20 protein-coding genes are annotated in these 19,738 nt (G+C 65.8%); 3 read left to right on the forward strand and 17 right to left on the reverse strand.

From position 1 onward, the window contains the following. Window positions 1-46: 46 nt before the first annotated feature. From LDB29_RS03050 to LDB29_RS03060, 3 genes are all read right to left on the reverse strand, one after another. A complete protein-coding gene (locus LDB29_RS03050; RefSeq protein ID WP_193666752.1) occupies window positions 47-463 on the reverse strand; it encodes a hypothetical protein in 417 nt (138 codons plus the stop codon). Between the two features lie 281 nt (window positions 464-744). Then, a complete protein-coding gene (locus LDB29_RS03055; RefSeq protein WP_099185902.1) occupies window positions 745-1,428 on the reverse strand; it encodes a hypothetical protein in 684 nt (227 codons plus the stop codon). Window positions 1,429-1,527: 99 nt separating this feature from the next. After that, window positions 1,528-2,850 carry a S8 family serine peptidase gene (locus tag LDB29_RS03060; RefSeq protein WP_373886300.1) on the reverse strand — a complete coding sequence of 441 codons (1,323 nt, stop codon included), beginning with the start codon at window positions 2,848-2,850 and terminating at the stop codon, window positions 1,528-1,530. Window positions 2,851-2,941: 91 nt separating this feature from the next. Here LDB29_RS03060 and LDB29_RS03065 point away from each other — a divergent pair, with 91 nt between their 5' ends. Together LDB29_RS03065 and LDB29_RS03070 are read left to right on the forward strand one after the other, a co-directional pair. Then, on the forward strand, window positions 2,942-3,430 hold the full coding sequence (locus LDB29_RS03065; RefSeq protein WP_044663090.1) for an RNA polymerase sigma factor: 489 nt from the start codon (window positions 2,942-2,944) through the stop codon (window positions 3,428-3,430). Continuing rightward, window positions 3,427-4,122, forward strand: a complete 696-nt coding sequence (locus tag LDB29_RS03070) for an anti-sigma factor (protein ID WP_044661881.1) — start codon at window positions 3,427-3,429, stop codon at window positions 4,120-4,122. The genes LDB29_RS03065 and LDB29_RS03070 overlap by 4 nt, the downstream gene beginning before the upstream one ends. 295 nt (window positions 4,123-4,417) lie before the next feature. Here LDB29_RS03070 and LDB29_RS03075 read toward each other — a convergent pair whose 3' ends face one another. The 6 genes from LDB29_RS03075 to LDB29_RS03100 form a co-directional block, all read right to left on the reverse strand. After that, window positions 4,418-7,204: a TonB-dependent siderophore receptor gene (locus LDB29_RS03075; protein ID WP_193666754.1), complete on the reverse strand. Its 2,787-nt coding sequence runs from the start codon at window positions 7,202-7,204 to the stop codon at window positions 4,418-4,420. A gap of 185 nt (window positions 7,205-7,389) precedes the next feature. Continuing rightward, complete coding sequence (locus tag LDB29_RS03080; protein ID WP_025549404.1) at window positions 7,390-8,154, reverse strand: metallophosphoesterase family protein; 765 nt, start codon at window positions 8,152-8,154, stop codon at window positions 7,390-7,392. Window positions 8,155-8,197: 43 nt separating this feature from the next. Then, window positions 8,198-8,752: a dCTP deaminase gene (gene dcd, locus LDB29_RS03085; RefSeq protein WP_025549403.1), complete on the reverse strand. Its 555-nt coding sequence runs from the start codon at window positions 8,750-8,752 to the stop codon at window positions 8,198-8,200. 6 nt (window positions 8,753-8,758) lie between these two features. Next, window positions 8,759-9,217, reverse strand: coding sequence for a cytidine deaminase (locus LDB29_RS03090; RefSeq protein ID WP_025549402.1), 459 nt, complete (start codon window positions 9,215-9,217; stop codon window positions 8,759-8,761). Further along, window positions 9,214-9,879, reverse strand: coding sequence for a glycoside hydrolase family 25 protein (locus LDB29_RS03095; protein ID WP_025549401.1), 666 nt, complete (start codon window positions 9,877-9,879; stop codon window positions 9,214-9,216). Before LDB29_RS03095 ends, LDB29_RS03090 begins: the two co-directional genes overlap by 4 nt. A 32-nt stretch (window positions 9,880-9,911) precedes the next feature. After that, window positions 9,912-10,394, reverse strand: coding sequence for a UPF0262 family protein (locus LDB29_RS03100; protein ID WP_025549400.1), 483 nt, complete (start codon window positions 10,392-10,394; stop codon window positions 9,912-9,914). Between the two features lie 122 nt (window positions 10,395-10,516). On the opposite strand from LDB29_RS03100, the gene LDB29_RS03105 reads away from it, so the two are divergent. Beyond that, window positions 10,517-11,998 carry a replicative DNA helicase gene (locus tag LDB29_RS03105; protein WP_025549399.1) on the forward strand — a complete coding sequence of 494 codons (1,482 nt, stop codon included), beginning with the start codon at window positions 10,517-10,519 and terminating at the stop codon, window positions 11,996-11,998. A gap of 104 nt (window positions 11,999-12,102) precedes the next feature. Here the strand turns inward: LDB29_RS03105 and LDB29_RS03110 are convergent, their stop codons facing one another. The 8 genes from LDB29_RS03110 to LDB29_RS03145 form a co-directional block, all read right to left on the reverse strand. Further along, the gene (locus LDB29_RS03110; protein ID WP_025549398.1) at window positions 12,103-12,498 is read right to left on the reverse strand and encodes an MAPEG family protein; all 396 of its coding nucleotides are present in this window, start codon (window positions 12,496-12,498) and stop codon (window positions 12,103-12,105) included. A gap of 204 nt (window positions 12,499-12,702) precedes the next feature. Then, the gene (locus tag LDB29_RS03115; RefSeq protein WP_025549397.1) at window positions 12,703-13,494 is read right to left on the reverse strand and encodes a phosphoadenylyl-sulfate reductase; all 792 of its coding nucleotides are present in this window, start codon (window positions 13,492-13,494) and stop codon (window positions 12,703-12,705) included. Continuing rightward, the gene (locus LDB29_RS03120; RefSeq protein WP_025549396.1) at window positions 13,487-13,927 is read right to left on the reverse strand and encodes a DUF934 domain-containing protein; all 441 of its coding nucleotides are present in this window, start codon (window positions 13,925-13,927) and stop codon (window positions 13,487-13,489) included. Before LDB29_RS03120 ends, LDB29_RS03115 begins: the two co-directional genes overlap by 8 nt. After that, the gene (locus LDB29_RS03125; RefSeq protein WP_025549395.1) at window positions 13,920-15,551 is read right to left on the reverse strand and encodes a nitrite/sulfite reductase; all 1,632 of its coding nucleotides are present in this window, start codon (window positions 15,549-15,551) and stop codon (window positions 13,920-13,922) included. The genes LDB29_RS03120 and LDB29_RS03125 overlap by 8 nt, the downstream gene beginning before the upstream one ends. Window positions 15,552-15,554: 3 nt before the next feature. Continuing rightward, entirely contained in the window at window positions 15,555-15,851 is a 297-nt protein-coding gene (locus LDB29_RS03130) for a DUF2849 domain-containing protein (RefSeq protein WP_025549394.1), read from the reverse strand. Further along, on the reverse strand, window positions 15,848-16,636 hold the full coding sequence (gene cobA / locus LDB29_RS03135) for a uroporphyrinogen-III C-methyltransferase (RefSeq protein WP_025549393.1): 789 nt from the start codon (window positions 16,634-16,636) through the stop codon (window positions 15,848-15,850). The genes LDB29_RS03130 and cobA overlap by 4 nt, the downstream gene beginning before the upstream one ends. A gap of 127 nt (window positions 16,637-16,763) precedes the next feature. Then, window positions 16,764-18,197, reverse strand: a complete 1,434-nt coding sequence (gene astD / locus LDB29_RS03140) for a succinylglutamate-semialdehyde dehydrogenase (protein WP_025549392.1) — start codon at window positions 18,195-18,197, stop codon at window positions 16,764-16,766. A gap of 145 nt (window positions 18,198-18,342) precedes the next feature. Next, complete coding sequence (locus tag LDB29_RS03145) at window positions 18,343-19,737, reverse strand: protein adenylyltransferase SelO (RefSeq protein WP_025549391.1); 1,395 nt, start codon at window positions 19,735-19,737, stop codon at window positions 18,343-18,345. Window position 19,738: the final 1 nt, after the last annotated feature.

Below are 19,738 nucleotides of genomic sequence, written 5' to 3' on the forward strand. Positions count from 1 at the left end.
ATCCAAACGGCCGAATGCCGATCGTCTGCTCAGGGCAGAAGCGAAATCACCGCCATTTATTGTTGGTGTCCGGCCCCTGTAACCGCGTCCGGAATCCGGGCCGCTTCGTCTCCGCCGATGGCCGGAACGCCTCGGGCACCTGATACCCCTCAGCCGGGCGATCGGCGGGGGCGCGACTTTTCACCACCTCCGGATTGATCTGCGCCTCCAGATGCACGCCGAAGCTCTGTCCCTTCCGCCATGCGATCTTTCCCTGCGCCGGTCGGCAGTCGGGCAGGAGGATGACGACGCTTTCCCCCACGGCAAGGTCGAACTCGCACCGCCCGCCAAGACCCATTTCCGACACGTCGCGAACGAGGATGTCGATCTCGCCATAATCCGGATGACGCATGCGCGCCTTCAGCAGCCGACGCTGGCGGTCATGCAGCCGCTTGGAGGCGAAATCGGAATCCGAAACGGACATTCAGTCCCGTATCTCTTCAATATCTGGTGCCGCGACGCACCTATGGCGACCCTTGGCTCCATTCGGCACTGCCGGCCGGACCCATATGAAATGACGGTGTAGACATTCAGGCGCGCCATGAAAAGCGCCATCATCTTAAACCATTTATATCAAAGGCTTTTAGCGTTTCCTTCAGAAAGAGGGAAGGCCGGCGGCCCGATGAGGGTCGCCGGCCTTCGATCAGGCGGTGAGGCGGCAATGCGGCTGAAAGCCGGTCGGGGATATGTCGCCTCCGGGCGAGGTCAGTTGGCCGCCTGATCCGAAGCGGCCGAGCTGGCCGAACCCGAAGCCTGTCCGCTGCCCGAAAGCTGTCCGGAAGCATCCACGGACCCCAGGCCGCTCGCGCCGTTCGCCGCACCGTTGGCCGCGCCCGCGGCGCTGCCGGCGGCATTGCCTGCTGCCGAACGAGTCCGGTTCACGGCGTTGGCGGCGCGGTCCCGCGCTGCTCCTGCGGTGGCGCTGGCGCGGTCCTTGGTTTCGGCGACGGTTCCAGCGGCCCGGTCCCGCGCCGCGCCGGCCGTGTTGCCGGCCTGGTCGCGCAGGCCGCCCACGGCATTGCGCACATCGCCCGTCCCCAGCGTGTCGGCCGTCAGGCTGCCGCCTGCCGATCCGCTGGCGGAGCCCGAAGCGCTGCCGCTGCGGCTCTTGCCATGGCGGCTGACCGATCCGGAGGCGGAACCGCTGCCGCTGCCATGGCCCGAACCGCTGGCGCCGACACGGCCATTCTCCAGGTCGATGCTGCGGTCGAGGCCGACGCCGCCCGATCCGCCGAGCGTGCCGCCCAACGATCCGCCCGCGCCACCCAGCGCGCCGCCCAGGCCACCGCCCAGCATGCCGCCGCCACCGCCGCCCAGCAACTGGGCAGAGGCGGGCGCGGCCGTCAGGGCGGCAAGAGCGGCGGTTGCAATCAGGAACTTGACTTTCATCGATCGTCTCCTTGTTCGTTGTCGATCCGATGACAGGACAACGGGACGGCGATCCGGTTTAATCCCAAAGTGCCGGAAAAAATTTCAAGCCATTGAAAATCAATCATTATTTCTGCAATTGCCGCAAATGATGCTGAGGCCGGAGCCTCGCTTCGCCTCCGCCCGCAGGGCCGCCACGCTGCCCTTGGCGAACAGCCGTCCCGCCACCAGCGGCGCAGCGAAGGATGTACCGCGGACCTTACCCTTGCCGCCGTCGGCCCGGGCCGCATTCATGTCCGCCCCCGGTGCGGCGAAATCCACATGACGGGCTCGCCCCGCCTCGGGCAGGACGCGGCCCCGCCCGTCAATGCCGGTGACGGCGATCACCCCGGCATAGGAGGCCGGATAGGCGGGCGGCGCGGCCGGCCCGTCATTGCCGACCGCCGCGACCACGGACACGCCACGTTCCCGCGCCAGACGGATGGCGCCGGCCAGCAGGGGATTGTCCGGGCCCACCAGGCTCACCGTCACGACATCGGCCCCGCGCGCCGCCATCCAGCCAAGCGCCCGCGCCATTGCGAAGGCGCTGCCGCCCGCCGGGTCGTCGCCATAGACATCGGCCACCAGCAAGGGCGCGCCGGGCGCTGCGCCCCTTATGCTGCCCGTCCCGCTGATGAGGGAGGCGACCGCCGTCCCGTGCGCGCTGGCGCGGGGAGCCCCTCGGGCGAAACCCCGCTGTTCGACCGGGCCGGTCAGGCTGGGGTGCCGGGCCACCCCGCCGTCGATCAGCCCCGCCGCCTTGCCCCGCACCGACGCGTTTTCCGCAAGCGCGGCGGCGGCAAGACCCATGGAAGCGCCGCTGGGGAAATAGAGATTGTCGGCACTGGCCTGCGCTTCCGGGGCGAGGGATCGCACCTGCTTCAACGCACGCGACAGGCTGCGGCCCTGCGGCACGGTCAGGCGGGTCACGGCAAGGTCCAGCCCCTCTATGGCGGCATCTTCCACGCCATAGCCGGCGGAACGCAGCGCGGCGACGCTTTCCGGCCGCGCCCCGGCCAGCAATATGACGCCGCGCCGCGCCGGTTCGCGCCGGTCGTCCAGTTCCACCGAATCGGCATGCCGCCACACCAGATCGTCGATCCGCGCTGCCCGCGCCGCCAACAGCCGGTCGGCCAGCCGGGCAGGCGACAGCCGGTCAAGCCCGGCCTGATCCAGCGTTCCTTCCACCCGATCCATCACATGCGGCACGATGCCGCCTGCCTGGCCGCTCACCTGACCCAGGGCGCTGCCCGGCGAAGGCAGCAACTGCGCCTGCGCGCCCGGTGCGGTCAGAAGCAGGCCGGCAACGATCCATCGACGCGCGAATTTCATCTCGACCTCTCCACCGCCGGCACTTCCACCATCAGACTGCCTTCCGGTCCTTTCGCTCTCAAAATGATTCATTGCGAAAAAATTTCCGATACAAGATTCATGCTCAGGGATGAAACGTGCGGCGGCAGCCGTTTCATCCTTCAGGAAGCTGAATGGAGACCGGATGTCGTTCGAAAGCGATCTGTTGGCGATCCTGCCCCGGCTGCGGCGCTTCGCCGCCAGCCTGTCGCGGGATCGCGCCGATGCGGACGATCTCTGCCAGGCGGCGTTGGAAAAGGCGCTCCGGGCACGCGATCAATGGCAGCCGGGGACGAGACTGGATAGCTGGATGTATCGGATCATGCGCAATCTGTGGATCGACGAGGGCCGCTCCCGGCAGCGCGCCGCCCGCACCTTCGCGCCGGAGGAGGCGGGCGAGCATGTCGGCCATGCGGGCGACCGCGATGTGGAGGCGCATGTCATGCTGTCCGATGTCGACCGCGCGATGCAAAGCCTGCCCGACGAGCAGCGGGAGGCTATCGCGCTCGTGCTGGTGGAGGGGCTGTCCTACCGGGAGGCGGCGGAGGTGCTGGACATTCCAATGGGCACGCTGACCTCGCGGCTGGTGCGCGGGCGCGGCGCTTTGATCGAACTGCTGGGGGAAGCGGCATGACGGACATGGACGAAGCCATGCTGATCGCCTTTGTCGACGGCGAATTGGACGAGGTGAACCGGCGGCGCGTCGAACGTGCCGTGGCGGAAGACCCGGCGCTGGCCGCGCGGCTCGACATGCATGTTCGCCTGCGGGAGCGGTTGGCCGGCCATTATGCGCCCATCGAAGCCGAGCCTGTGCCGGCCGCGATGCGGACCTTGTTGCAGGAGGATGCGAAGGTCGTCCCGTTCGCCCGTCCGGTCCAGGCGCGTCGGCGCGTCTGGGCCATGGGCGGCGCCATCGCCGCGAGCCTGCTGCTGGGGCTTGGCGTCGGGCATTTTTCCGGCGGGAGCGACGGTCCGATTTCAATAGAGCGGGGCACGATGGTCGCACAGGGCGAGTTGGCGTCGGCGCTCGAAACCCAGCTCGCTTCCGCGCAGGAGGAAGCGCCGATCCGCATCGGCCTCAGCTTCCGGCGCAAGGGCGGCGGATGGTGCCGCAGCTTCGAAGGGCAGGCCCTGTCGGGCGTCGCCTGCCGCGAGGGGCAAGGCTGGCAGGTGCAGCAGCTCGTGCCGGGCGCGGGACGGGAAGGGGCCTATCGGCAGGCATCCTCGGGCGATGCGCGTCTTATGGCGACTGTCGATGCCTTGATGGACGGCTCCCCCCTCGATGCCGCGCAGGAGAAGGCGGCGAAGGACAGGCGGTGGCAATAGGATAGCGGCTGAAGGAAGGGCGGTATCGGACACCCGCTTTATCCCTCTCCCTTAAGGGAGAGGGCTGCGCAGACTTGGCAGCTTGCTGCCTAGTCGTAGCTGGGTGAGGGGGTCGCGATCCAGGGGATCGCGCGGGCAGCAGGCCCGCTTTCCCCCTTACCAATCAACCCAGCCCCCTTCTTCGCCAAGGTTTCCTGTCCTTCTTCCTCAAGGGAGGAGGAAGGTCTTAAAAGGGCCAAAGCCGGCCCCAATAGCACCGCAAGAACAGGCTAACGCATCCCCATGGCCGCTTCGCTCAAAACTCGAAATTCAACCGCCCATAATAAAATCCGCCGCTGGTCCCATAGGGCGAATATTGGTTGTAAAGGGAAAAGCCGTTGCCCTGTAGCAAAGTGGGCAGCTTGTCGGGATAGCTGTTGAACAGATTGTTCGCCCCGGCCGTCAGTTTGATGCCCTTGCGCAGTTCCATCCCCAGTTCCAGGTCGAAGATGACCTTGGGATCGATTTCCGCATCCAGGGAAGGCGTGGTCGGATGGACCATCGTCACCTTGCCGTAGCGCGTTGCGCGCAGGTTCAGGCTGGCAGGCCCCTTGGTCCAGAGGATGTTGGCGATGAACTTGTCGCGCGGCGTGCCCTTGGTGAAGTCGCCCTGTTTCGACCGGCCGATCAGCACCAGCTGGGAATCGGCCAGTACCGGCGGTACGGCATCGACATGGGTGAAGACGGTCTTGTTGAAATTGGCCGACAGGCTGAACAGCGCATTGCCCCAGTCGCCCAGGCCCGCCCGCCAGGTGCTGACCACGTCCAGCCCCCGCGTCCGGGTGTCGGCGGCGTTGGAGAAGTAGAAGCCGCCCGCCGAGGATGTGATGCCCGCCGCCGCCAGCACGCTGCGCACGAGCGGGCCTTGCAGGGTTTCGGACAGCAGGATGCGGTCCCTGATCTTGATCTGATAGGCGTCGACCGTGATGTTGAGGCGCGGTGTCGGCGTGAGGACGATGCCGGCCGAAAGGTTTCTGGACTTTTCCGGCTTCAGCGCCGTAGCGCCAAGCGCGACGGCCGCGGCGGAATCGACCGGCAGTGCGGATACGGGCAGCAACACGCCGCCGACATTGATCGTGCTGGCGGAGGAATAATGCTGCTGTTGCAGGGTCGGCGCGCGGAAGCCGGTGCTGGCCGTGCCGCGCAGCGCCAGGCCGCGCACCGGCTCGATCCGCACCGACGCCTTGCCGGTGTCGGTGGTGCCGAAGTCGGAATAATCCTCATGCCGCCCGGCCAGCGCGACCTCGAACCCCTCCACGACCTGCTGTTCCAGGTTCAGATAGGCGCTCCAATTGTCGCGGCTCCATTTCCCGGCGGAGGAGAGGGGAAAACCCGTCACCCCCTGCGACCCGGATGTCCGCAGCACACCGGCATTGGGGCCGGTGGTCGACCGGTATCCGCCGTCGATATAGGAAACGGGGTCGCCCGCACCGATGGCATAGCCGTTCCAGCGATATTCCGCGCCCAGCGCCACCAGCAACGGTTCGGCCAGCCCTACATCGACCGTCTTCTGAAGGTCGAGATTGGTGGTCCACTCCTTCGACGTGACGGCGCCGATATACATGTCGGTCGGGCTGGCCGGACCGAGCGAGGCGTTGATGACCGAGCTTTCCCGATATTTCACCCAGTTGCGGGAAAAGCTGCTGGACAGATCGTAATGGAATGTGTCGGACAGGTCGCCGCGCAGCCCCGCCGCGGTCTGGAAGTCCTCGTCATAGATGTGGAGATGCGGGCTGTAGCCATTGGGGAACAGTTCGGGGATGTTGTTCGGCGCGTCGGGGAAGCGATAGGTCAGCCAGGCGTCGCTATGCCGGCGCGACGCCGTGCCGAACAGGTAAAGTTCGACCTGATCGCTCACCGGCAGCGACAGGTCATAGGCGAAGTTGATGCCCGACACCTGCGGCTGCCCGCCCCGGTTTACGTCGCGATCGACGGTCGCCTCACGCGGGTCGAGCGCACCCGTGGCCGATGAATAGAGCTGGCCCACCCGCGCATAGAACTGGCCCGGATTGGGCGCGCTGCGATAGGTGCGGCCCTGAAGGAAGACGTCCAGCGTGAAATGGACATGGCCACCGTCCCCGATGCCGAAGCCCTTGCTGATCTGGAACCGGCCCTGTTCGCCGCTGCCGTCCGCCGTGGCCCCGCCCAGGAAGGACGCGCTGCCGCTGGCATCGTTCTTCAGCAGGATGTTGACCACGCCTGCGATCGCGTCGGACCCATATTGCGCCGACGCCCCGTCGCGCAGCACCTCGATCCGCTCGATGGCGGAGGAGGGGATAAGGTCCAGGTCGGGCGGCGACTGGCCGTTCTGGGTCGTGCCGTTGATGAACAGGGTCGCCGTATTGTGGCGCCGCTTGCCGTTCACCAGCACCAGCAACTGGTCGCCCGCAAGGCCGCGCAGCGACAGCGTCTTGACGGCGAAGCTGGCGCCCGCGCCGCTGTTCGACACGTTGATCGACGGCACCAGCGTGCCCAGCAGGTCGCGCACCGATTGCTTGCCGCTCGCCTCCAGGTCCCTGGCGCTCAGCACGTCGATGGGCGCCAGGCTTTCCGCGACGGTGCGCGTGGTCTGGCGGGTTCCCGTGACGATGATCGGGGCCGAGGCATCGTCCCCATCGGCGGGCGCCATGGCGACCGGGGCCGCCGACGCCCCCGCCACGCCGACCTGCGCAAGCTGGACCGCCAGCGGACTGCGATGGGCGACGGTGCGGTTGGCCGGCACGGCGAGGGCGATGACGCCGACGCCCGCTTCGCTATGCTTGAGCGCGGTTCCGGCCAGCAGCCGTTCCAGCGCGTCTTCGGTCGACAGCCAGCCCTGCACGCGCCGGCTGCGGATCGATGCGACCTCGTCATAGGGGAAGAGGATGCGCACGCCCGACTGGGTCGAAAGCTGGCGCAGGGCGCTGCTCAGCGGCTGCGGGGCGATGTCGAACTTGTGCCGCTGCGACAGGGTGGCGTCCATTTTCGAGGATGCCATCAGCTCCGTGGGCAAAACAAGGCATGTGGCGAGGGCGAACCCCGCCAGTGCATGGCGAATGCGCATCGATTGTTCCCCTGTTGCAGACGGCTTTTGCCGTTCCGACATCTTCCAACGAAGAAAAGGTCCCGACCCGCCATCCATTCCGGAGCGGCGGACAGGAACGATCGGATGCGACCGATAAAGGATCGGGAAATCAGCGGGAAATGAGATTATCTTATCATAATATTACAAATGGCGCTCAGCCCGGATCAGGCGCTGGTCTGCAGAAACCAGCGCCGGTCCTTTTCCAACCCGATCGCGGTCAATCGGCCGCTGCGGAAAGCGCCGGTGTCGATGCCGATCCTGTTGGGCTGCACATCCACATCCTCGCTGATGCTGTGCCCGTGGACGATCATCTTGCCGAAATGTCGCCCATGGTTCAGGAAATCGCCCCTGATCCACCGCAGATCGGCAGGAATCTGGGCATCAAGCGCGACGCGAGGCCGCACCCCCGCATGGACGAAGAGATAGTCGCCAAGCGGCAGCATATCGGCAAAGTCGTCCAGGAAATCGACATGATCGCGGGGGACATGGGCCAGCATCCACTGCGCCATCGCCTCGTCGCTCATGAGCGCGCTGTCCTCCGCCCCCAGGCCGTAGCTGGCCAGCGTCTCCACCCCCCCATATCGGCGGAAGAGGCGCGCCGCCTGCGCCTTTCCGCGGGCGGCTGCAATGAACATCTCCTCATGATTGCCCTTGAGGAAGCGGATGTCGCCGGTCGAGCGCGCCAGGCCCATCGCCCGTTCCACCACCTGCCGCGACTGCGGGCCCCGGTCGACCAGATCGCCCAGCAGGATCAGCAGCCGGGGCAGGGGATCGCGCTCCGCCTCGTCCAGAGCGATCCGGTCCAGCAATTGGGCGAAAAGGTCGTCGCGGCCGTGAATGTCGCCTATGGCATAGACGCGCCTGTCACCCCCCACGCTGGGGGAAGGCGCATCGTCCCGCGCCTTCCGCCTGCGGAACGGCATCAGCATGGCGGGCTTGCCTCACACATCATGCCGCCACTGTCGCACAGCGTTACAGGCGCGGCAATGTGACGCCCTGCTGCCCCATATATTTGCCCGCGCGGTCGGCATAGCTGGTCTCGCACGGCTCGTTGCCTTTAAGGAACAGGAACTGGCACGCGCCCTCATTGGCGTAGATCTTGGCGGGCAGCGGCGTGGTGTTGGAAAATTCCAGCGTCACATGCCCTTCCCAGCCCGGCTCCAGCGGCGTCACGTTCACGATGATGCCGCAACGCGCATAGGTGGACTTGCCAAGGCAGATCACCAGCACGTCGCGGGGCACCCGGAAATATTCGACCGTCCGCGCCAGCGCGAAGCTGTTGGGCGGGATGATGCAGACGTCGGTCTTGCGGTCGACGAAGCTGTTGGCGGCGAAATCCTTGGGGTCGACCACGGCGCTGTCGACATTGGTGAAGATCTTGAACTCGTCCGCCACCCGCGCGTCATAGCCGTAGGAGGAGAGGCCATAGCTGATGCAGCCGTCGCGCCGCTGGCTTTCCACGAACGGCTCGATCATGCCGCTGGTCTGGGCCTGTTCGCGAATCCACTTATCCGACAATATCGACATGGCTGTTCAGCTCTTTCTGGGGGTGATGCCCAAATCGGCAGGGCCGAAGGCATGGGGCAGGAGTTCAGCGACGCGATGTTCGGCCAGCGCGTCTCCTTCCGGCGCCGCGCAGTAAATGGCAAGCGTGCGCCCGGCCATCTGCTCGGCTTCGTTCATGATCTGGCGGCACCGGCCGCAGGGGGTGACGATGGCGTCTCCCGATACGGAGCCGTCCGGCCCGATGGCGCCGCCCACGACCGCGATCGCTTCCACATCGGCAAGGCGGCCCTGCGCGTTGGCCGCCGCCAGCGCCACCGTTTCGGCGCAGAGCGACAGGCCGTAGCTCGCATTCTCGAAATTGCAGCCGGTCACGATCTGCCCGTCGGTCAGCCGCACCGCCGCGCCCACGGCGAAGCGGCTATAGGGCGCGTGCGCATGGCGCATCGCCGTCCGCGCCGCCCCGATCAGCTTTTCCGTCGCATTCATCGCGCCATCACATCCCATCGCACCGGTCCGTCGATGCCGTCGATATGCCGCATATCATTGGCTGTCCACATCACCCATTTGCGCTTCTCGCGATCGGGCGCGAAGAAATTGCGGTCCAGCCATAAGGTCCGGTTGATCCCCGATGCAATGGCATATTGCGCATCGAAATCGTCGCTGACGTTGAGCAGGACCGGCGTGCCCGCATGACTCTCGATCAGGTTGATCAGCGTATTCAGTTCCGACAGCACCGCGTCCTGCCCCGGCCGCGCCCGGCAGCCCGGCTCGAACGCCAGCCTGATCACCGGCGGCAGCGCGGCATTGTCCCGCGGAACCATGGTCATGAAGCCTGTCGCCTGTTCCGAAGCCCTGGCGCACAGGCTGAAATCCAGCGCCGCGCCATAGCGCAGCCCCGCCGCCCGCGCGCCTGCCCAATTCGCCTCGAAGGCCGGATCGCGCAAGCGCCCGCCGCGCGAGGCGCGGATATAGGCGAAATCCGCCCCCTGCGCCGCCAGCGTGCCCCAGTCGATGGAGCCATTGTCCGACGATACCGACACGCCCTGGGTCGGAAACGCCTCCCGATCCGGCGCCCATTCGCGCGCATAGAGCCATCCGCCCAGGGCCATCAGACCCAAGACGGCAAGAAACAAGCAAAAACGGGCCATGAAATGGCCGGCACTGATGATACGGATGCCCCTTACCCCTTGATGTGCAGGACGCAGATCAGCGTGAACAGGCGACGGGCCGTATCGAAATCGACCTTGATCTTGCCGTCCAGCCGCTCGATCAGCGTCTCGGCGGCGGCATTGTGGATGCCCCGGCGTGCCATGTCCACCGTTTCGATCTGCTGTGGCGATGCGTTGCTGATCGCCTGGTAATAGCTGTCGCAGATCGCGAAATAGTCCCGGATCGGGCGGCGGAACCGGCCCAGGCTCAGGATGATCGCCTCCAGCGGATCGCCATTTTCCCGACGTATTTCTATGACCAGCCGACCTTCCTCGACACGCAGGTGCACCTTGTAGGGGCCGGCATAGCCGTCCTCATGGCTGCGCTGCGGCTCGAAATAATTGTCCTCCAGCAGGTCGAAGATGGCGATGCGCCGTTCCTGCTCCACATCGGCATTGCGCCAGAGGATCGTCCGCTCGTCGAGCGTGATATCGATGATGCGCGGATCGGCCATGGACGCTATGGTCAGTGCGGCGACACGCGCCGAAAAGCAAGGGGGACTCTTGTCCACAGCTTTTCCGAATGCTTTCAACGTTCCGCCTTGCAAGGGCGGTTGCTCGGCGCGATGAGGGGACAATGGTCGAACTCGTGCAAATCACCCCCGCCGCAGAAGCCGGCATCACCGAACTCCCCCGCAATGTGGAGGCGGAGGCCGCCCTGCTGGGCGCGCTGATGATCGACAACCGCATTGCCGAGGATGTGCAGCTCAAGCTCAAGCCGGAGCATTTCTTCGAGCCCCTGCACGGCCGCATCTACGAATCCGTGATGAAGCTGGTCGAGCGCGACATGGTCGCCAACCCGGTGACGCTGAAGCCGATGCTGGAGCAGGACCCGGCGCTCAAGGAACTGGGCGGCGTCGGCTATCTGGCGCAACTGACAGGCAATGGCGCGGCGCTGCTGGGCGCCCGCGACTTCGCCACGCAGATCTACGACCTTGCCTTGCTGCGACAGCTTGTCCATGTCGGCCGCGAACTCGTTGAAAACGCTCTGGATACCAGCGAGGACGTAAACCCCCGCGAACAGATCGAGCAGGCCGAGGTCGCGCTTTACAAGGTGTCGGAGGGGGAGGGGGAGACCGGGTCGGTCAAGAGCTTCGCCACGGCCACCACCATGGCGGTCCAGATCGCGGAGCGCGCGCTCAACAGCGGCGGGCATGTTTCGGGCATCACCACGGGCATCAACAGCCTGAACGAAAAGATCGGCGGCATGCACAATTCGGACCTCATGATCCTCGCGGGTCGTCCGGGCATGGGCAAGACGTCGCTGGCGACCAACATCGCCTATAATGCCGCCTCGCGCTGGCTGCGCGACAATGCCGACGGCATTCCGCCGGAAAAGAATATGGGCGCGAAGACCGCTTTCTTCAGCCTGGAAATGTCCGCCGACCAGCTCGCCACCCGCGTTCTGGCCGAACAGTCGGGCATCAGCGGCGAAGCGCTGCGCATGGGCAAGATCAGCCGCGCCGATTTCCAGAACCTCTCCCGTGCGGCGCGGGAATTGCAGGAACTGCCGCTGTTCATCGACGACACGCCGGGCCTGACCATCGCCGCGCTGCGCACCCGCGCCCGCCGGTTGAAGCGGCGGCATGACATTGGTTTCGTCGTGGTCGACTATCTCCAACTGCTCCAGGGCACCGGAAAGGGCGACAATCGCGTCAACGAGATTTCGGAAATTTCCCGTGGTCTGAAGACCCTGGCGAAGGAACTTAACTGCCCGGTTCTGGCCTTGTCCCAGCTCAGCCGCGCCGTCGAACAGCGCGAGGACAAGCGGCCCCAGCTATCGGACCTTCGTGAATCGGGCTCCATCGAACAGGACGCGGACATGGTCTGGTTCGTCTTCCGCGAGGATTATTATGTCGCCGCGAAGGAGCCGGGGAACAAGGAAAGCCCCGAACATCTGGAATGGGCGCAGGAAATGGAGCGCATCTACGGCCTGGCCGAGGTGATCGTGGCCAAGCAGCGCCATGGTTCGACCGGGCGCATCCGCATGAAGTTCGACGCGAAGATCACCCGCTTCTCCGACCTGGCGGAGGGCAGCTATCTGGAGGATTACGAATAGAACCAGGGGCCTTTCACAAGCCGCAGCGTGCTAAAAATATGTGAGCGCCGGAAGTTCGGAAAACCGCCATTTGCAGCCTGCCATTGGCTGCATCCCCACACATCCTAGCCCGAAACAAAAGCCTGGAACACCAGCGCCAGCCCCACCAGGCTGACGAGATAGGCAATGGTCCGCACCATGGGAATGCCCATGCCGTACAGCGGCAGGTAAACCGCCCGCGCCCCCAGCCAGAGCCACCCGCCAAGGGCTGTCGTTCCGCTGGTTTTCCCCGCGATCACCACGCCCAGAAGCACGATGATCGCGATCGGATAGGTTTCGAGGAAATTCGCCTGCGCCCGCACCAGCCGCCCGCCGACGGGATCGAGCGGCGGCAATTCCTCATCCCGCGCGCCCATGTTCCATTTGGTGCCATATTGCCGCGTCTTGATATGCGCCGCCGCGAAGATGTGGACCAGCAGCAGCACGCAACTCCACGCCAATATCTTCAGCTCGACGGCCATATCTCGTCCTCCGCTCAGTCTGTCATGACCGCCGACCATATCGCGCCCGCATGGTCCGCGCCATAAGTCTCGATTGCCGCAGGCGGCGGATTGGCTGCTGGCGCCCATCATCGGGGCCATAGGCCCTCTTTTCGCAACGGGAGGATTCGGAAGAGCGCAATATTCCCACGAGTCGGGATATTCTCGACGCAACCGCCTTTTCGGTCAGAACACCGGCTGGTTGGCCGGATCGTCCGGATCGGCCGCGGGGGAGGGGATCGGCGTCACCGGCGAGTGAATGCCGCACTCGACCTTGTCCCACCCGCGCCAGCGCCCGGCGCGGGGATCTTCGCCCGGCAGCACCTTGGACGTGCACGGTTCGCAACCGATGGACAGATAGCCCTGCGCCTCCAGCGGATGGCGCGGCAGCTTCTCCGCCTCGAACCAGGCCTCCAGATCGTCCTTCGTCCAGTCGCCCAGCGGGTTGATCTTCAGCCGGCCGTCCTCGACCTCGAAACGGGGCAGGTTCTGGCGCGTCACCGACTGGAACGCCTTGCGTCCGGAAATCCACGCATCCAGTCCATCCTTGGCGCGGTTCATCGGCTCGACCTTGCGGATTTCGCAGCAGCCGTCGGGATCGTAGGACCAGCGCAGCCCAGTCTCGTCCTTCTTCGCCAGCACCTCCGCATCGGGCACGACCGCCCGGCTGTCGGTAAAGCCCAGCGTGCTGATCAGCGTTTCGCGATAATCCAGCGTCTCGCGGAACATCTTGAGCGTGTCGACGAAGATCACCGGCACGGTCCTGTCCGCCTTGGCCACCAGCGACAGCAGCACCGCGCTTTCCGTACCGAAGGAGGAGACGACGGCGACATTGCCCGCCAGCCCCTCGGCAAAGACGGTCTTGAGCATCGACAGCGTGTCGACGCCCTCGAAGCGCGCGTTGAGCGCATCCGCATCCGCCTGGGTAAAGGCGGGGCGGGCGTCGATTACGTCGAGCTGGCGGGCAGGTTCAGCCATTTACAGTCTCCGGGTGCCGTTTCGCCCAGATGGGGCGGCGGCCATCGATCGTCTTCTGATAGACGTCGTCACAACGATGGAGCGCGCGCTCCACGGCGGCATCGTCCAGCGCCTTGTCGGGCCGGAAGCTGTCGAAGCCGCAGCGGCGCATCGCGACGATCTGGTCCACCAGCACATCGCCCACGGCGCGCAGTTCGCCCTGATAGCCGGCCTCGCGCAATATCCGCGCCGCCGAATAGCCGCGTCCGTCGCCGAAAGCCGGGAAGTTCACCTCCACCAGCGACAGCCTGTCCAGATGGGGCAGCAACTCGCGAGCATCCTCGCCCGCTTCGATCCGGACGGCGGTCGAATTGGACTGGCCGGTGAAGGATTCGACCGTGACCGCCGGTTCCTGGCCGGTTTCGCCTTCGCGGAAGGACAGGAACTCAACCATAGATCGCCTCCTTGAAGGGCTTCATGCCAAGACGGCGATAGGTGTCGAGGAAGCGTTCGCCCTCCTCCCGCTGTTCGAGATAGAGGTTGGTGACCTTCTCGATCGCGTCGACCACGCCGTCCTCCGAAAAGCCGGGGCCGGTGATCTGTCCGACGCTCGCATCCTCCGCGCCCGACCCGCCGAGCGAAAGCTGGAAATTCTCCACGCCCTTCCGGTCCACGCCCAGCACGCCGATATGGCCGGCATGATGATGGCCGCAGGCATTGATGCAGCCGGAAATCTTGACCTTCAGCTCGCCCAGTTCCTTCTGCCGGTCCGCCGCGGCGAACCGTTCCGACAGCTTCTGCGCCAGCGGGATGGAGCGGGCATTGGCGAGGCTGCAATAATCCAGGCCCGGACAGGCGATGATGTCGGTGATCAGGTCCAGATTGGCCTCGGCAAGGCCAGCCTCGTCCAGCTTCTGCCAGATGGCGTGGAGGTCCGCCTTCTTCACATGCGGCAGGACCAGGTTCTGCGCATGGGTGACGCGCAACTCGTCGAGCGAATATTGTTCGGCCAGGTCCGCAACCAGCGCGATCTGCTCCGCCGAGGCATCGCCCGGAATGCCGCCGCGCGGCTTCAGGCTGATGTTGACGATGGCATAGCCCGGCTGCTTGTGCGCCGCGACCTGACGGTCCACCCAAAGGGCGAAGGCCGGATCGCTGCGGTCGATGCTGTCCTCCAGGCCCGTTTCATAGGCGGGGCCGGCGAAATAGGCGCGGATGCGGTCCAGTTCCTCGGTCGGCGGGTTGAGGCCCAGCGTCCGCATATGGGCGAACTCCTCCTCGACCTGCCGCTTATATTCCTCGACGCCCAGTTCATGGACCAGGATCTTGATCCGCGCCTTGTACTTATTGTCGCGCCGGCCATAGCGATTATAGACGCGCAGGCACGCCTCCAGATAAGAGACGATCTCATCTTCGGGCACGAAGTCCCTGATAAGCGGCGCAACCATGGGCGTGCGACCCATGCCGCCGCCGGCATAGACTTCCGCGCCTGTCCGGCCGTCGCGCGACACCAGCTTCAGGCCGATGTCGTGCAGGCGCATGGCGGAACGGTCATCCTCGCTCGCGATCACCGCGATCTTGAACTTGCGCGGCAGATAGGTGAATTCGGGATGGAAGGTCGACCATTGGCGCAACAGTTCCGCCCAGGGACGCGGGTCGGCCACTTCGTCCGCCGAAACCCCGGCATATTGGTCGGACGAGATATTGCGGATGCAATTGCCGCTGGTCTGGATGGCATGCATCTCGACCGTCGCCAGTTCGGCAAGGATGTCCGGCGCATCGGCCAGCTTGATCCAGTTATATTGCAGGTTCTGGCGCGTCGTGAAGTGGCCATAGCCCCTGTCGTATTTCGCCGCGATCTCGCCCAGCTTGCGCATCTGCCGGCCGCTCAGCGTGCCATAGGGAATGGCGACGCGCAGCATATAGGCGTGCAACTGGAGATAGAGGCCGTTCATCAGCCGCAGCGGCTTGAACTGGTCCTCCGTCAGTTGCCCGGCCAGACGGCGCTGGGTCTGGTCGCGAAACTCCTCGACGCGGGCGTCGACGATGGACTGGTCGTAGCTGTCGTAACGATACATGGTTCAGATCACCCAGTTGCCGGCATCGGCGTCATTCGGTTTCAGCGTCAGGTCGGGGCGCACCGTCGGCCCCAGGGCGCGGATGCGGTCCTTGATATGCGCGGGGCGCACGCCTTCTTCGGTCACGGTCGCATCGATCACATAGGCGCCCACGACCCGCAACGCGGCTTCCTCCGCCCGGGCCAGATCCTCGCCCTTGTCGCCCACGTCGACGGAATCGCCGACCTGCCGCGACCAGCCGTCGCCCGCCCACCAGATCACGTCCCCGGTGCCGAGGTCATTGCCGGTCAAAATCTTCACTTGTCAGTCTCCGCCCCAAATGTCTCCTGCGCGGCCCAGCCGGCCAGCACATCCTGCGCCAGCGCATAGGCCGCAACCTCCCCGACCACAATCAGGGCAGGGCTTTTCACCTTCTCCCGCGCGACCATCTCGCCCAGATCGGCAAGCAGGGTGCGCAGCGTCCGCATGTCGGCGCGCGTGCCGTTTTCCAGCACGGCCACGGGAATGGCCGGCGACACGCCGTCGGCCATCAGCTTGTCGGCAATGTCCGTCGCCGTCGCCACGCCCATATAGATGACGAGCGTGCGTCCCGCGCCCGCCAGCCCGGACCAGTCCTGATCGGTCAGCCCCTTGCATTGCCCGGCCACGAAGCTGACCGCGCTTGCCGCATCGCGATGGGTGAGGGGAAGTTGCGCCTGCGCGGCGCAGCCGATGGCGGCGCTGATCCCCGGCACGACCTCCACCGGCACCCCGGCGGCGCGGCAGGCTTCCATTTCTTCGCCGCCACGGCCGAAGATGAAGGGATCGCCGCCCTTCAGCCGCACGACCCTGCGCCCGGCGAGCGCCAGTTCGACCAGCAGGGCATTGATCCCGTCCTGCGGCACCGAATGACGGCTGCGCTGCTTGGCGACAGAGATCAGTTCGGCCCGTGGGGAGGCGAGCGCCAGGATCTCGCCGGAAACCAGCCCATCATGCACGATCACCTCGGCCTCGCCGATCAGCCGCGCGGCGCGCAGCGTCAGGAGTTCCGGGTCGCCCGGACCGGCGCCGACAAGGGTGACAGTGGCAATGGGAGTTTCAGCCATGTTGGGCAGATGGCGAAAACAGCCCGCGGTTTCAATTCAGAATGCGTTGGCCAGGGCGAAGGAAAATTTGGGGAGGATCGATTTGATCCTGTCGCCCCGTCGCTCTGCTGCCAGACCACCCGGCCGCTCAATCGCCCATCAGGCTGGTATCGACGTCCTTCAGACCAATGCCGATGGATGCGCGCGGCTGCTCGATCTCCACCGACACGACCGGATAGGCGCAATAATCGGCCGCATAATAGGCGCTGGGCCTATGATTGCCGGAAATGCCCACCCCGCCAAAGGGCGCGGAGGAGGATGCCCCATTGGTCGGCCGGTTCCAGTTGACGATGCCCGCCCGGATATTGGCCCAGAACTGGTTATATTGTTCCGGCGATCCCCCGATCAGCGCGGCGGAAAGGCCATAGCGCGTATTGTTCGCTTCCCGGATCGCGGATTCGAAATCCGGCACCCGGACAACCTGCAACAGGGGGCCGAACAGCTCGACGTCGGGCCGCTCCGCCATGGCGGTCACGTCGATGATCGCCGGCGTCACGAAGGGCAGCCCCTTGGTCGTGCGGACCATGTGCTTGATGGGCTTGCCGCCGTTGCTCATCAGATAGAGGAAGCTTTCCGTCAGATGATCCGCCGCCTGATTGTCGATCACCGGCCCCATGAAAGGCGCGGGGTCCGCATGGGGATGGTCGACGATCAGCCGGTCCGCCAGCCTCTTGACCTCTCCGACCAGCGTGTCGGCCAGCTCCTCCCTGACGATCAGCCGGCTCGCGGCCGTGCAGCGCTGCCCGCTCGACAGGAAGGCCGACTGGACGATCAGCGTCGCGGCGCTGGCGATGTCGGCCGTATCCCAGGCGACGATCGGGTTGTTCCCGCCCATTTCCAGCGCCAGTATCTTGCCGGGATTGGCCGCGAACTGCCGGTTGATCGCGATGCCCGTCTGCGCCGACCCGGTGAAGAGAATGCCCCCCACATCGGGATGGGCGGCCAGCGCCTTGCCCTCGTCGGGTCCGCCCAGCACCAGCCGGACGGCATCCTCCGGCACGCCCGCCTCATGGTAGAAACGCACCAGCATCTCGCCCACGGCCGGCGTCTTTTCCGACGGCTTGAAGACGACGGCATTGCCGGCCAGCAGCGCGGGAACGATATGCCCATTGGGCAGATGCGCCGGGAAATTATACGGCCCCAGCACCGCCATGACGCCATGCGGCTTGTGCCGCACGGACTGACGCGCGCCCATCGCCGCTTCAAGCCGTCTCTGCCCGGTGCGTTCGGAAAAGGCGGCGACGGAAATGTCGACCTTGTTCATCACCGCCGTCACTTCGGTCCGCGCATCCCACAGGGGCTTGCCGGTTTCGCGGGCGATCAGGTCGGCCAGCGCCTCCTCATTGGCGCGCACGACATTGACGAAGCGGCGCAGCGTTTCGATGCGATAGGCGATGGGCTGGGCGGCCCATTTCGGCCAGGCGGCACAGGCGCGGGCGACCTCCGCCTCCACGTCGCTGGCAGTCCCCTGCCACAAAAGAGCACCAGTGGCGGGTTCGAACGAAGTCAGCGTGGCGGACATGGCACCGATATGGAGGATAATGGGGCGTTAGGGAAGGGGCGGCAAACCGCTCCCTCCTCCCTCGGGGAGGGGGAAGCGGGCGTGGCGAGCGGAAGGGCAAGCCGACGTAACGGAAAGCCCGTCCGCCCCGCCAGCGGAGGAGAATTCAGGGCACATCAGGGGCACCGCCCAATGCGTCGCCCATGCGCCGGATCGCCGCCACCTTCGCATGCAGCGGCGTCCAGTCGTCCCGCTCGGCAATCCCGCTCCAGATCGCCTCCACCTCATCGATATGCATGGAGCAGGGCGCCGTATCGGCCCAATAGGCATGATCCTGGGGCCCGCTCGCCTCGAACCCGGCAATGGCCTCGCGAAATCCCGCCCATTCCTCCCCGGCATAAGGCGCGCCGTCGCGAGGATCGCCGCCGCGCCAGTCCTGGAAGAAGCGATCGATCGGCCTTTGCGTCGCGATCATGCCGCGCACCGCCGCTTCGATCATGGTGGAGGCGTCGTCCGTCGGCGCCACCCCCAACCGCCAGCAGAAGCGCCGCGCCATCGCCTCGGCATAGAGCGCCGGAAAGCGCTCCAGCTGCTCGATCAGCGGTTCGGCCTCCACCAGGGGACGCAGCGACACGGCGAGCTGCGCCACGTCCCAGTGGATCGCTTCCGCCTGCCGTCCGAAGGCATAGAGCCCGGCATGGTCGAAATAGGCGGCGGTGAACCCCGCTTCCCAAAGCGGCGTGAACCGCCAGGGCCCATAGTCGAAGCTCTCGCCCGTCACATTGATGTTGTCGCTGTTGAGCACGCCATGGACGAAGCCCGCCACCATGTAGCTCGCGGCCAGATCGGCCGTGCGCTCCACGACCCGGCCCAGCAGTTGCGCGGGAGGATTGTCGCCCGGCGCCTCGCCGTAGAGCTTCGTCAGCGCATAGTCGACGAGCCGCTCCAGCAGCGCCTTGTCGTCGAAATAGGCCGCCCGCTGGAAAGACCCGATGCGGATATGCGAGTGGCTGAGCCGCACCATCACCGCCGCGCGGGTGGGGGAAGGTTCGTCGTTGCGCTCCAGCGCCTCGCCCGTCTCGATGATGGAAAAGGTCCTGGAGGTGTTGACGCCCAGCGCCTCGAGCATCTCCGTCGCCAATATCTCCCGCACGCCGCCCTTCAGCGTCAGCCTGCCGTCCCCGAAGCGGCTGTAGGGCGTCCGGCCGGAACCCTTGGTGCCCAGGTCGAGCAACCGGCCGGCCCCGTCCCGAAGCTGCGCGAACAGGAAACCGCGGCCGTCCCCGATGTCGGGATTGTACACGCGGAACTGATGCCCATGATAGCGCAGCGCCAGTGGCTGGGGCAGCGATCCCTCCAGCGGCTGGAACCGGCCGAAATGCGCCAGCCATTCCTCATCGCTCAGGTCGCTCAGGCCCACGGCTTTCGCCCAGCGGTCATTGCGGAAACGCAGGATGGTCCGGGGAAAGTCGGCCGCCGCGACGGGATCGGCAAAATCGGGCTGCAGCACGGCGATTTCGTTCGCGGGGCTGAATTTGGCGGGTTGCAGGGCAGGGCGCATG

The sequence above is a fragment of the Sphingobium sp. CFD-2 genome (assembly GCF_024611135.1).
Taxonomy (GTDB): domain Bacteria; phylum Pseudomonadota; class Alphaproteobacteria; order Sphingomonadales; family Sphingomonadaceae; genus Sphingobium; species Sphingobium fuliginis.